Origin of the sequence: Microbacterium fluminis, assembly GCF_051549805.1 — a bacterium.
In the GTDB taxonomy this organism is placed as follows: Bacteria; Actinomycetota; Actinomycetes; order Actinomycetales; family Microbacteriaceae; genus Microbacterium.
In genome coordinates, this window is sequence record NZ_CP196042.1 from 2,466,581 (window position 1) to 2,478,952 (window position 12,372).

The following is a 12,372-nucleotide window of genomic DNA, read 5'->3' on the forward strand; positions in this document are numbered from 1 at the left end:
ACGAAGACGCCCCCGGGAGATCCCGGGGGCGTCTTCGTGTCTGCGGATCAGACCGAGGCGAAGGCCGCGACGGCGTTGTGGCCGCCGAACCCGAACGAGTTGCTGATCGCGAACTGCGGGCCGTCGCCGAGCGGCTGCGCGGAGCCGGAGATGCGGAAGGGCACCGCCGGGTCCTGTTCGGTGATGTTGATGGTCGGCGGAGCGATCCGGTCGCGGAGGGCGAGCACCGTGAAGATCGCCTCGAGCGCGCCGGTGCCGCCGAGCAGGTGCCCGGTGGAGGCCTTCGTGGCCGAGACGGGGATCTCGTCGATGCGGTCCCCGAACACGCTCTTCAGGGCAACGTACTCGTTGGGGTCGCCCACGGGCGTGGAGGTGGCGTGCGCGTTGATGTGCGTGACGTCGTCGGGGGAGACGCCGGCCATCTCCAGCGCCATCTTGACGGCGCGCTCCGCCCCGAGACCCTCGGGGTCGTTGGCGGTGATGTGGTACGAGTCGGCGGTGACGCCTCCGCCCGCGACGACGGCGTAGATCTTCGCGCCGCGCGCCTTCGCGTGCTCCTCGGTCTCGAGGATGAGAGCACCTGCGCCCTCGCCCATGACGAAGCCGTCGCGGTCGATGCTGCCGGGGCGCGATGCGGTCGCCGGGTCGTCGTTGCGGCGCGAGAGCGCCCGCATCGACGCGAACGACGCCATCGTGATGGGGTGGATCGCCGACTCGGTGCCCCCGGCGATCACCACGTCGGCGTAGCCGGCGCGGATGTGCTCGACGGCGTTGACGATGGCCTCGGTGCTGGAGGCGCACGCGCTGGCGACGGTGCGCGCGTAGGCGCGGGCGCCGAAGTGCAGCGAGAGGTTGCCGGCGGCGGCGTTGGGCATCAGCATGGGCACCGTCATCGGAAGGACGCGACGCGGACCCTTCTCGCGCAGGGTGTCCCAGGCATCCAGCAGCGTCCACAGCCCGCCGATGCCGGTGGAGAAGTCGACGCCGAGGCGCTCGGGGGCGACGTCGGGTGCCCCGGCGTCCTCCCAGGCCTCCTTCGCGGCGACGAGAGCGAACTGCGCCGATGGGTCGAGCCGCTTGGCGACCGGACGCTCCAGGACGGTGTCGGGACGCACGGCGGCCTGCGCCGCGAACGTCACCGGGAGGTTGTACTGCTCGACCCAGTCGTATTCGAGCGTGCGGGCGCCGGACGCGCCGTCCAACAGCGCGGCCCAGCTCTCGGGTGCGGTGCCGCCGATGGGCGACGACGCTCCGATTCCGGTGACGACGATGCGAGAGGTGCTGCTCATGTGGGTGGATCCTCCGTTGACCCGGTGGGGGGTGGTCCCGTCGGGGCCACCCCCACCGGAGCGGGTGCTTACTGGTTCGAGGTGATGAAGGTGACCGCGTCGCCGACGGTCTTGAGGTTCTTGACCTCGTCGTCGGGAATCGTGACGCCGAACTTCTCCTCGGCGTTGACGACGATCGTCATCATCGAGATCGAGTCGATGTCGAGGTCGTCGGTGAACGACTTGCCGAGGGCGACCTCGTCGGCCGAGATGCCGGTCTCGTCGGTGATGAGCTCGGCCAGGCCCGCGAGGACCTCGTCGTTGGTGAATGCCATGATGTCTCCTGTTTCTTCGGGGGCGCGGACCCGGGGGCCGGGCCGACGTTCAGTTTAGGGTCGCGGGGGTCGCCGGTCAGGGAAGGACGACGACCTGCGCGCCGAACACGAGGCCGGCGCCGAAGCCGATCTGCAGCGCGAGACCCCCGCTCAGCTCGGGGTGCTCGGCGAGCAGCCGGTGCGTGGCGAGCGGGATCGACGCGGCGGACGTGTTGCCGGTGGTCTCGATGTCACGGCCGACGACCACGCTCTCGGGCAGTCCGAGCTGCTTGGCGAACTCGTCGATGATGCGCATGTTCGCCTGGTGGGGGACGAAGGCGGCGAGATCGGATGCCTGGACACCCGCGGCATCCAGTGCCTGACGCGCGACCTTCACCATCTCCCAGACGGCCCAGCGGAACACCGTCGGACCCTCCTGGCGCAGCGTCGGCCACGGCACCTCGCCGTCTCGGAACTGCGTGAGGGTCCCGTTCATGCCGACCGCGTCGGCCTTCGACCCGTCGGAGCCCCATACGGTAGGCCCGATGCCGGGCGTGTCGCTGGGTCCGACCACGACGGCTCCCGCGCCGTCGCCGAGGAGGAACGAGATGCTGCGGTCGGTCGGGTCGACCACGTCGCTGAGCTTCTCCGTGCCGATCACGAGCGCGTAGTGCGCGGCACCGGCGCGGATGAGCGCGTCGGCCTGTGCCACGCCGTACGCGAAACCGGCGCACGCCGCGTTGAGGTCGTATGCGGCGGCGGGGTTGGATCCCACGCGGTCGGCGACGATGGCCGACACCGACGGCGTCTGCTTCGGATTGCTGATCGTGGCGACGATGACCGCGTCGATGGCGGATGCCTCGATCCCCGACTTCTCGATGGCCTCCCGGGCCGCGTCGGTGGCGAGGTCGATGGCGTCGGTCTCGGGACGGGCGCGCATGCGCGTGATGATGCCGGTGCGCTGGCGGATCCATTCGTCGCTGGAATCGATCGGACCGACCAGCTCGTCGTTGGTCACGGCGTTCTCGCCGCGCGCCGCGCCGTACGAGAGGATGCGGGTGTGGGCGGCGCCCTGCGCCTGGGTGAGCGTGGCGGTCATTCGGAGCCTCCGGAGATCAGGGTCGACGCGGCGACCACGTCATCGGGGGTCTTCACGGCGACGGCCGGCACCCCGCGCAGCGCGCGCTTGGCGAGTCCGACCAGCGTGCCCGCGGGGGCCAGCTCGACCAGCCCGGTGACGCCGTGGTCGGCGAACGAGGCCATGCAGAGGTCCCATCGCACGGGCGACGCCACCTGCGAGACGAGCAGGTCGCGGTAGCGCCCGCCGTCGTCCACCGTCGTCCCGTCGCTGTTGGTCCACACAGTGATCGAGGGGTGCTGTGGAGACACCTCGGCGGCGGCGGAGCGCAGCGTCTCGACGGCGGGCTCCATGAATCGCGTGTGGAACGCGCCGGCGACCGAGAGCGGGATCACCCGCGTGCCGGCGACCGGCTCAGCGGCCAGTGCCGTCAGCGCGTCCGCGGCACCGGCAGCCACCAGCTGGCCACCGCCGTTGTAGTTGGCGGGGGTGAGGTCGAGCTCCGTCAGCCGCGCCACGACGGCGTCCTGATCACCGCCGATGACGGCGGCCATCCCGGTCTCGGCCGCAGCTGCGGCCTCGGCCATCGCACGCCCGCGGATGCCGACGAGCCGCAGCGCGTCCTCTTCGGTCAGGATGCCGGCCGCCGCAGCGGCGGCGAACTCGCCCACCGAGTGCCCGGCCACGCCGGTCACGCCGTCCCGCGAGGGGAGCGCATTCCACGACAGCAGACCGGCGGCGACGATGAGGGGCTGCGCGACCTGCGTGTCACGGATGCGGTCGGCGTCCCACTCCGTCCCCGCAGCGACGAGATCGACGCCCGACCACTCCGAGTAGCGCTCGAGCCGCTCGCGTGCGCCGTCGGCCTCGAGCCAGGGAACGAGGAACCCGGGGGACTGAGAGCCCTGACCGGGGAAGACCGCGATGATCACCATTCCATCCTTCCAAGGAAGTCCGAGTAATTTCTGGCGATCACGGCACAAGAATCCGCGATGCCTTTGTATCCGTCATACATGTTCGCGGGCAACGCGACGCGCAGGGGCGCGCCGCCTGCTCTGATCCGAGCCGGTGGAACCCAGGATGAGGGCGGTCTGCAGGATGAGCGCCTCCCGCGGCCCCGTGGCATCCCACCCGATCACGTCCGAGACGCGCTTGAGGCGGTAGCGCACCGTGTTCGGGTGCACGAACAGCTCGCGGGCGGTCGCCTCCAGCGAGCGACCGTTGTCGAGGTAGCTCCAGAGGGTCGCCACCAGATCGGTGCTGTGCGCCTGCAACGGGCGGTAGATGCGTTCGACGAGCGTCTGCTTGGCCAGCGGATCGCCGGCCAGGGCGCGTTCGGGCAGCAGGTCGTCGGCCTCCACCGGACGCGGGGCGTTGCGCCAGGCGCGGGCGACCGCGAACCCCGCCAGCGCGGCACGGGCGCTCTGGCTCGCATCCACGAGTGCGGGCACGGCGGGGCCGAGCACGAGGTACCCGCTGCCGAATCCCGGCTCCAGGCGTCGGGCGATCTCGGGGAACGGCAGCTCGGGTTCGAGTTCATCGCGCCCGGACGACTGCGAACGCCCGACCACCAGCACCAGTCGCGACCCCTGCACCCCGATGAGCACGTCCACCCCGAGCTTGCGCGCGGTGCGTCGCAGCTGATCGACGTCGAACTGCGGCGGCGTGGTGCCCACGAGCACCGACACCTCGCCATGGCCGTGCCACCCGAGGGCCGCGATACGGCTGGGCAGCTCCTCGTCGGCCTCGCCCGTGAGGATCGAGTCGACCACGAGCGCCTCGAGGCGCGCATCCCACAGTCCGCGCGCCTCGGCGGCGCGCGCGTACACGTCGGCCGCGGCGAACGCCACCTCACGGGAGTACAGCAGGATCGCCTCGCGCAGATCCTCGCTCTTGCCCTGCAGCCGCTCCTCGGTCACCTCGACGGTGGCCCGGATGAGCTGCAGCGTCTGCGTCAGGCTGACGCTGCGCAGCAGCTCGCGGGGCGCCGCCAGGAACACGTCGGCCGCGATCCACGGGGTCGAGTTCGGATCGTCGTACCACTGGATGAACGAGGTGATGCCGGCCTGCGCCACCAGCCCGACGGCGGAGCGTCGGGCCGGCGGCATCTCGGCGTACCAGGGCAGCGAGTCCTCGAGTCGCGTCGTGGTCGCCGTCGCGAGATCGCCCGAGATACGTCGCAGATAGGCGAGCGTCTCGGTCTTGTCCATCGGGGCGGAGCCGGACGGCATGGAGCGGGTCAGCTCTCGCCGCCCGCATTGCCGCTCGTCCCGGCGTTGACGTCGTGCAGCCGGTACTTCTCGATCGCCTGGCGGGCGAGGTCGCGATCGACGGCGCCCTCGTCGGCCAACGCCTGCAGGGTGCGCACGACCACCGACGGGCCGTCGATCTTGAAGAAGCGGCGCGCGGCGGCGCGCGTGTCGGAGAAGCCGAACCCGTCGGCGCCGAGCGTCGCGTAGTTGTTCGGGATCCACGGACGGATCTGGTCCTGCACCGCCTGCATGAAGTCGCTCACGGCCACGACCGGTCCGGGCACGTCCTTGATCTTCTCGGTCAGGTACGCCGTGCGACGCTCCTGATCGGGGTGCAGGAAGTTGTGCTCGTCGGCGGCCAGTCCGTCGCGGCGCAGCTCGGTCCACGAGGTGACCGACCAGACGTCCGCCTGGACGCCCCAGTCGTCGCGGAGGAGCTGCTGCGCCTCCAGGGCCCACGGCACGCCGACGCCCGACGCGAACAGCTGGGCGCGCGGGCCGTCTCCGTGCGAGACGGAGATGCGGTGGATGCCGCGCACGATGCCGTCGACGTCCACGTCCTCGGGCTCGGCGGGCTGCACGATCGGCTCGTTGTACACGGTGAGGTAGTACATGACGTTCGGGTCGGGGTGCGCGTTGCCGGCAGCATCCGTGCCGTACATGCGCTCGATGCCGGAGCGCACGATGTGCGCGATCTCGTACCCGTAGGCCGGATCGTAGGAGACCGTGGCGGGGTTGGTGGCGGCCAGCAGGTGCGAGTGCCCGTCGGCGTGCTGCAGGCCCTCGCCGGTGAGCGTGGTGCGCCCGGCGGTGGCTCCCACGATGAATCCGCGCGCCATCTGGTCGCCCGCGGCCCACTGGGCGTCGCCGGTGCGCTGGAAGCCGAACATCGAGTAGAAGACGTACACCGGGATGAGCGGCTCGCCGTGCGTGGCGTACGACGTGCCGATCCCGGTGAACGCCGCCATGGCGCCCGCCTCGTTGATGCCGACGTGCACGATCTGACCCTGCGGGCTCTCCTTGTAGGCGAGCAGCAGGTCGCGGTCCACCGAGGTGTAGTGCTGACCGTTCGGGTTGTAGATCTTCGCCGACGGGAAGAACGCGTCCATGCCGAACGTGCGCGCCTCGTCGGGGATGATCGGCACGATGCGGTGGCCGAAGTCCTTCGCCCGCAGGAGGTCCTTCAGGAGCCGGACGAAGGCCATCGTGGTGGCGATCTCCTGCGTGCCCGAGCCCTTCTTCGGGAGTGCGTAGGCGCTGTCGTCGGGGAGCTGCAGTCCGACGTGCGTCGAGCGGCGCTCCGGCACGTAGCCGCCGAGCGCGCGGCGGCGCTCGTGGAGGTACTGGATCGCCTCGTCCTGCGGGCCGGGGTTGAAGTACGGCGGCTGGTAGGGGTTCTCCTCCAGCTGCGCATCCGTGATCGGGATGTGCATGCTGTCGCGGAACTGCTTGAGGTCGTCGAGCGTCATCTTCTTCATCTGGTGGGTCGCATTGCGGCCCTCGAAGTGCGGTCCGAGACCGTAGCCCTTGATGGTCTTGGCGATGATGACGGTCGGCTGGCCCTTGTGCTCCATCGCGGCCTTGTAGGCGGCGTACACCTTGCGGTAGTCGTGCCCGCCGCGCTTGAGGCTCCAGATCTGGTCGTCGGTGTAGTCCTTGACCAGGGCGAGCGCGCGCTCGTCGCGTCCGAAGAAGTTCTCGCGCACGTAGGCGCCGTTCTCGGTCTTGAACGTCTGGTAGTCGCCGTCGGGGGTGACGTTCATGATGTTGCGCAGCGCGCCGTCGGTATCACGGGCGAGCAGGTCGTCCCACTCACGACCCCAGATCACCTTGATGACGTTCCAGCCGGCACCGCGGAAGAAGCTCTCCAGCTCCTGCACGATCTTGCCGTTGCCGCGCACCGGGCCGTCGAGGCGCTGGAGGTTGGCGTTGACGACGAACGTGAGGTTGTCGAGACCCTCGTTGGCGGCGACCTGCAGCTGGCCGCGGCTCTCGACCTCGTCCATCTCGCCGTCGCCGAGGAAGGCCCAGACGTGCGAGTCGGCGACGTCCTTGATGCCGCGATTGGCGAGGTACTTGTTCGTCATCGCCTGATAGATGGCGTTGATCGGCCCGAGGCCCATCGACACCGTGGGGAATTGCCAGAAGTCGGGCATGAGCCGCGGGTGCGGGTAGGAGGGCAGCCCGTTCGGTGCCGCCGACTTCTCCTGACGGAACCCGTCGAGCTGCGCCTCGGTGAGGCGTCCTTCGAGGAATGCCCGGGCGTAGGTGCCGGGGGAGGCGTGGCCCTGGACGAAGATCTGGTCGCCCCCGGACGGGTGGTCGGCGCCGCGGAAGAAGTGGTTGAAGCCCACCTCGTAGAGCGCGGCCGAGGAGGCGTACGTGGAGATGTGACCGCCGACGCCGATGCCGGGGCGCTGCGCGCGGTGCACGGTGATCGCCGCGTTCCAGCGGATCCACGCGCGGTAGCGGCGCTCGATCTCCTCGTCACCGGGGAACTCCGGCTCGTTCTCCGGCGCGATCGTGTTGAGGTAGTCGGTGGTCGGGACCATCGGCACGCCCAGGTGGAGATCGTGCGACGCCTTCAACAGGCTCAGCATGATCTCGCGGCCGCGTCCGTGGCCCTTCGCGGCCACGAGCTGCTGCAGCGACTCCTGCCATTCGCTGGTCTCTTCCGGATCGCTGTCGAGCGAGTCCTGCGAGTACGGATCCTGATCGTGGACAGTCACGGGAGACCTTTCGTCGTCTGGCAGATCGTGCCAGGGATACGCATGCGATGTGTCGCGCGCTGTGTTCAGCGGGCGCGATGCACCATCGGCAAGCCTAGCGAGTCGGAGGAGGGGAGGAGCGACGCGGATGCCCGGGCCCGGGGTGCATAGACTGGACGCCCCGGGCCTTTAGCTCAGCTGGTAGAGCGCCACGTTTACACCGTGGATGTCGTCGGTTCGATCCCGGCAGGGCCCACAGCATCCGTCGCTGTCAGCCGCGTCCGTCCTTCGGCGGCGCGACCACCCGAGGCTTCGTCACATCGACGTAGTCGGGCTGACCCACCCGCGCGTGCCGTCGCGAGTAGGCGAAGTAGATCACGAAGCCGATCGCGAGCCACACCAGGAACCGCAGCCACGTGTCGACGGGCAGGTTCACCATCAGGTAGACGCACACGAGCGCCGACAGCGCCGGCAGGAACGGGCTCCACGGCACGCGGAATCCGCGCGGCAGGTCGGGCCGCTGGCGGCGCAGCACGATCACGGCGACCGAGACGAGCACGAACGCCGACAGGGTGCCGATGTTCACCATCTCCTCGAGCGCACCGATGGGGGTGACGCCCGCCACGATGGCCACCACCACGGTGACCAGGATCGAGATGATCCACGGCGTGCGCAGCTTCGGGTGAACGCGGGCGAGGCCACGGGGGAGGAGGGCGTCGCGCGACATCGCGAAGATGATGCGCGTCGCGCCGATCATGAGCGTGAGCACGACGGTCGTCAGACCCGCCACCGCGCCCGCCGCGATGATCGTGGCCATCCACGACTGACCGTGGTACGCGAACGCCGCCGCCAGCGCCGCCGACGGGTCGAGCTGGTCGTACGAGACCATGCCCGTCACCACGAGCGCCACCGCGCAGTACAGCAGCGTGCAGATCACCAGCGAGGCGATGATGCCGATCGGCAGCGCCTTCTGCGGGTTCTTGGTCTCCTCGGCGGTGGTCGCCACGACGTCGAAGCCGATGTAGGCGAAGAACACCAGGGCGGCGCCCGCCAGGATGCCTCCGACGCCGTAGGTCGCGGGAGGGAGCCCGAAGAGGAACTGGATGAGCGGCTGATGAAACCCCGTGGCGGACTCCGTGGGCACTGCGTCGGGGACGAAGGGCGCGTAGTTGGCCGGGTTGATGAAGCCGATGCCGGCCACGATGACGAACAGCACGATGAAGAGCTTGAGGGCGACCAGCACGAGGTTCACGCGCATCGACTCCTTGATGCCCAGCGTCATGAGGGCGCCCAGCACCAGGACGAACACGATCGCGACCACGTCGACCGCGCCGCCGTGACTGATGCCGTCGGGCAGGACGATGCCGAGCTGCCCGAGGAACACCTTCAGGTACGCGCTCCACCCCTGCGCCACCACGCTCGCCCCGAGGAACATCTCGAGGATCAGATCCCAGCCGATGATCCAGGCGAACAGCTCGCCGAGGGAGGCGTAGGAGAACGTGTACGCCGATCCGGACACGGGCACCGTCGAGGCGAACTCGGCGTAGCACATCGCCGCCAGCGCGCACGCGATGGCCGCCACCGCGAAGCTGATCACGATCGCAGGGCCCGCCACGTCATGCGCCGCCCGCCCGGTGAGGGTGAAGATCCCCGCGCCGATCACCACGCCGACACCGAAGATCGTCAGATCCAGAGCGGTGAGCGACCGCTTGAGTCGGAACTCCGGTTCGTCGGTATCGGCGATGGACTGCTCGACGGACTTCGTACGCATCAGGCTCACGGTGACCTCCTCGTCGACGGCATCCTCAGCATGGTAGTCCCCGCCCGAACGCCCTCGCGGGGGCGGGGTAGGTTGGAGGCGTGAACGCCAGCCCCGCAGACCAGCGTCGTCTCGTCGACGTCGCCGACCTCGACGCCCGCATCCGCCGGGCCGAGCACACCCGCGGAAATCCGCCGCAGGCCGCCCGGGTCAAGGAGCTCGTCGCGCGCCGCGCCGAGCTGTCTCACGAGCTGTCCACCCGACTCGGCGCGCGCGACGATCTGCGCACCGAGCTCGCCCGTATCGAATCCGACGTCGCCCTCGTCGACGCCCGCCGCACGCGCGACGCCGAGCGCCTGGCCGCCTCCAGCAACGTCAAAGAGGCGCAGGGGCTCGAAAGCGAGCTGGCCTCGCTCGCCCGCCGCAAGAGCGACCTGGAGGACGGCGAGCTCGAGGTGATGGAGCGGCTTGAGGCCGCGGACGCCGCGGTCGCCGAACAGGAGGCGCTCATCGCCACGACGAACGACGAAGGGGCCGCTCTCAGCGCCGAGGCCCGCCGCGTCATCGCCGAGGCGGACGCGGTGATCGAGGCATCCGCCCGCGATCGCGCCGCCGTCGCCGAGACGGTGCCGGCCGACCTGCTCGCCCTTTACGACCGGATCGTCACCCGCAGTGCAGGGGCGGCGCTGCTGACCGCGCGCACGTGCGGCGGCTGCCGCATGGTGCTCGCGGGCACCGACCTCCAGCAGCTGCGCCAGGCCGCGGAGGACACCGTGGTCACATGCCCGGAGTGCGGATGCATCCTGGTGCGCACGGAGGAGTCCGGCCTGTGACGCCGCGCCTCGTCGTCGAAGCCGACGGCGGATCGCGCGGCAACCCCGGTGTCGCCGCCGGCGGGGCGGTCGTGATCGACGCGGCCTCGGGAGCGGTCCTCGACGAGGTCGGCGTGTACGTGGGGGTCGCGAGCAACAACGTCGCCGAGTACAGCGGTCTGATCGCGGGCCTCGAAGCGGCGTGGCGGAGGCATCCGGACGCCGCCGTCCTGGTGCGCATGGACTCGAAGCTCGTCGTCGAGCAGATGACCGGACGGTGGAAGGTGAGGCATCCCGACATGCGCGTGCTCGCCGATCGCGCGCACGCGGTCATCGCCGGGCGTCCCGTGTCGTTCGAATGGGTGCCGAGGGCGCAGAACGCGCGGGCGGATGCGGCGGCCAACGCCGCGATGGACCGGCGGGAGAGCTTCCGGCGGGATGTCGGCGGTGACCGCGCAGACTGAGCCCGCCGCCTGGATCGTCCTGGGCCGCGAGGGCGACGCCGCGGTCGCGGTCGTCCTCGACGCCCTCGGGGCCGAACGCGGACGGGAGTGGATCGCGGCGGGCGAGCGCACGGCATGGATTGCCCGGCACGAGAGCGCCGGGGCGAGGTGGGTGTGGGCCGACACCACCCTCTGGTACCCCGCGCTCCTCGCGGAGGGCGTGCGTGTCGCCCGGTGCCACGACCTGCGCCTGTGCCACGCGGTGCTGCGCGATTCGGCCGCGGTGACGGATGCCGCGCAGCTGCGCGCCGCGACCGCCTGGGACCGCAGCCCGCTCGTCGACCCCCGCGCGGACATTCCGACGCTGTTCGACCTCGACGCCGGGCCCGGACCCGCCGTGCTCCCCACCGACGCGGATGCCCTCCTCGCCGAGTTCGGCCGACAGCGCGCGGCTGTGGCCGGCTCCGCCGCACCGGGTGCGCTGCAGCTCCTGCTGGCCGCCGAGTCCGCGGGCGCGCTCGTCGCGGCGGAGCTTCGCGCGGCGGGTGTCCCCTGGGATGTCGCGGTGCATCGCGATCTGCTCACCGCCGAGCTCGGCGACCTCCCGGTCGGCGGAGGCACCCCGCCGCGCCTGGCCGAGACGGCGGATCAGGTGCGCAGCGCGCTCGGCGACCCCGGACTCAGCCTCGACTCGCAGCCCAAGCTGCTGCGCGCCCTGCACCGCGCCGGGGTCGCGGTGGAGTCGACCAGTCGATGGGAACTGGCCGAGCAGCGGCATCCGGTCGTCGCGCCGCTGCTGGAGTACAAGCGTCTCTCGCGCCTGTACACGGCCAACGGCTGGGCGTGGCTGGACGAGTGGGTGCGCGACGGGCGATTCCGGCCGGTGTACCTCCCGGCCGGCGTGGTGACGGGGCGGTGGGCGTCGACCGGCGGGGGAGCACTGCAGGTGCCCCGTCAGCTGCGCCCGGCGGTCCGCGCCGATCCGGGCTGGCTGCTGGTCGTGGCGGATGTCGCGCAGCTCGAACCCCGGGTCCTCGCCGCGATGGCGCGCGACACGGCGCTGGCGGATGCCGCGCGCGGCCGCGATCTGTACGAAGGCGTGGTGGCCAGCGGCGCCGTCGCCACTCGCGCGGAGGCGAAGATCGCGATGCTCGGGGCGATGTACGGGGCCACCACCGGCGACAGCGGTCGGCTGCTGCCCCGTCTGCGGCGCACGTTCCCGCGCGCGATGGCGCTCGTGGACGACGCGGCGCGCACGGGGGAGGACGGCGGGGTCGTGTCCACCCTGCTGGGCCGGTCCTCGCCCCCGCCCTCGGAGGCGTGGCACGAGGCGCAGTCCCGGGCCGGCGATCCGGAGGCGACGGAGGCGGACGAAGTCCGCGCACGCCGGTGGGCGCGCGACCGCGGCCGGTTCACCCGCAACTTCGTCGTGCAGGGGACGGCAGCCGAGTGGGCGCTCGCCTGGATGGCGGATCTGCGCGGCCGGCTCGCCGCGATCGCGCCGGTCGACGAGGCATCCGCCGCCCCCGCGTCCGGTCCTGTCTTCGCGCGCCGCCCGCACCTCGCGTTCTACCTGCACGACGAGATCGTCGTGCACACCCCCGTCGAGCGCGCCGACGACGCCGCCGACGCGGTGCGTGCGGCCGCGGCATCCGCCACTCGACTGCTGTTCGGGGACTTCCCCCTGGACTTCCGGCTCGATCTGCGGATCGCCCGGACCGCCGACAAGGACGGTTGA

10 protein-coding genes and 1 tRNA gene are annotated in these 12,372 nt (G+C 71.0%); 4 read left to right on the plus strand and 7 right to left on the minus strand.

The window, feature by feature from the left end; all coding sequences use genetic code 11:
- Positions 1-47: 47 nt before the first annotated feature.
- The 6 genes from ACSJDX_RS11930 to aceE form a co-directional block, all read right to left on the minus strand.
- Entirely contained in the window at positions 48-1,289 is a 1,242-nt protein-coding gene (locus ACSJDX_RS11930) for a beta-ketoacyl-[acyl-carrier-protein] synthase family protein (RefSeq protein WP_438352890.1), read from the minus strand.
- A 68-nt stretch (positions 1,290-1,357) separates the two neighbouring features.
- Entirely contained in the window at positions 1,358-1,603 is a 246-nt protein-coding gene (locus tag ACSJDX_RS11935; RefSeq protein WP_438352891.1) for an acyl carrier protein, read from the minus strand.
- 76 nt (positions 1,604-1,679) lie between these two features.
- A complete protein-coding gene (locus ACSJDX_RS11940; RefSeq protein WP_438352892.1) occupies positions 1,680-2,681 on the minus strand; it encodes a beta-ketoacyl-ACP synthase III in 1,002 nt (333 codons plus the stop codon).
- On the minus strand, positions 2,678-3,592 hold the full coding sequence (locus tag ACSJDX_RS11945; protein ID WP_438354979.1) for an ACP S-malonyltransferase: 915 nt from the start codon (positions 3,590-3,592) through the stop codon (positions 2,678-2,680). Before ACSJDX_RS11945 ends, ACSJDX_RS11940 begins: the two co-directional genes overlap by 4 nt.
- Before the next feature lie 75 nt (positions 3,593-3,667).
- Positions 3,668-4,870, minus strand: coding sequence for a PucR family transcriptional regulator (locus tag ACSJDX_RS11950; RefSeq protein ID WP_438352893.1), 1,203 nt, complete (start codon positions 4,868-4,870; stop codon positions 3,668-3,670).
- A gap of 29 nt (positions 4,871-4,899) precedes the next feature.
- Positions 4,900-7,641 (minus strand): pyruvate dehydrogenase (acetyl-transferring), homodimeric type, encoded by a 2,742-nt coding sequence (gene aceE / locus ACSJDX_RS11955; RefSeq protein WP_438352894.1) that lies wholly within the window; start codon positions 7,639-7,641, stop codon positions 4,900-4,902.
- Between the two features lie 162 nt (positions 7,642-7,803).
- Between aceE and ACSJDX_RS11960 the strand changes: the two genes are divergently transcribed.
- A tRNA-Val gene (locus ACSJDX_RS11960) sits at positions 7,804-7,876 on the plus strand.
- 15 nt (positions 7,877-7,891) lie between these two features.
- Here ACSJDX_RS11960 and ACSJDX_RS11965 read toward each other — a convergent pair.
- Positions 7,892-9,400, minus strand: coding sequence for an amino acid permease (locus tag ACSJDX_RS11965; protein ID WP_438352895.1), 1,509 nt, complete (start codon positions 9,398-9,400; stop codon positions 7,892-7,894).
- 80 nt (positions 9,401-9,480) lie between these two features.
- Here ACSJDX_RS11965 and ACSJDX_RS11970 point away from each other — a divergent pair, with 80 nt between their 5' ends.
- Genes ACSJDX_RS11970 through ACSJDX_RS11980 form a run of 3 tightly spaced genes read left to right on the plus strand, consistent with a single transcriptional unit; the run spans position 9,481 to position 12,372 of the window.
- Positions 9,481-10,212, plus strand: a complete 732-nt coding sequence (locus ACSJDX_RS11970; protein WP_438352896.1) for a zinc ribbon domain-containing protein — start codon at positions 9,481-9,483, stop codon at positions 10,210-10,212.
- Positions 10,209-10,655 (plus strand): reverse transcriptase-like protein, encoded by a 447-nt coding sequence (locus tag ACSJDX_RS11975; protein ID WP_438352897.1) that lies wholly within the window; start codon positions 10,209-10,211, stop codon positions 10,653-10,655. Before ACSJDX_RS11970 ends, ACSJDX_RS11975 begins: the two co-directional genes overlap by 4 nt.
- Positions 10,630-12,372, plus strand: a complete 1,743-nt coding sequence (locus ACSJDX_RS11980; protein WP_438352898.1) for a bifunctional 3'-5' exonuclease/DNA polymerase — start codon at positions 10,630-10,632, stop codon at positions 12,370-12,372. Before ACSJDX_RS11975 ends, ACSJDX_RS11980 begins: the two co-directional genes overlap by 26 nt.

What these genes read in the sequence shown, in the direction of transcription:
- ACSJDX_RS11930 (WP_438352890.1), bottom strand. Translation starts at nt 1,289, where the DNA reads ATGAGCAGCACCTCTCGCATCGTCGTCACCGGAATCGGAGCGTCGTCG.
- ACSJDX_RS11935 (WP_438352891.1), bottom strand. Translation starts at nt 1,603, where the DNA reads ATGGCATTCACCAACGACGAGGTCCTCGCGGGCCTGGCCGAGCTCATC.
- ACSJDX_RS11940 (WP_438352892.1), bottom strand. Translation starts at nt 2,681, where the DNA reads ATGACCGCCACGCTCACCCAGGCGCAGGGCGCCGCCCACACCCGCATC.
- ACSJDX_RS11950 (WP_438352893.1), bottom strand. Translation starts at nt 4,870, where the DNA reads ATGGACAAGACCGAGACGCTCGCCTATCTGCGACGTATCTCGGGCGAT.
- ACSJDX_RS11980 (WP_438352898.1), top strand. Translation starts at nt 10,630, where the DNA reads ATGTCGGCGGTGACCGCGCAGACTGAGCCCGCCGCCTGGATCGTCCTG.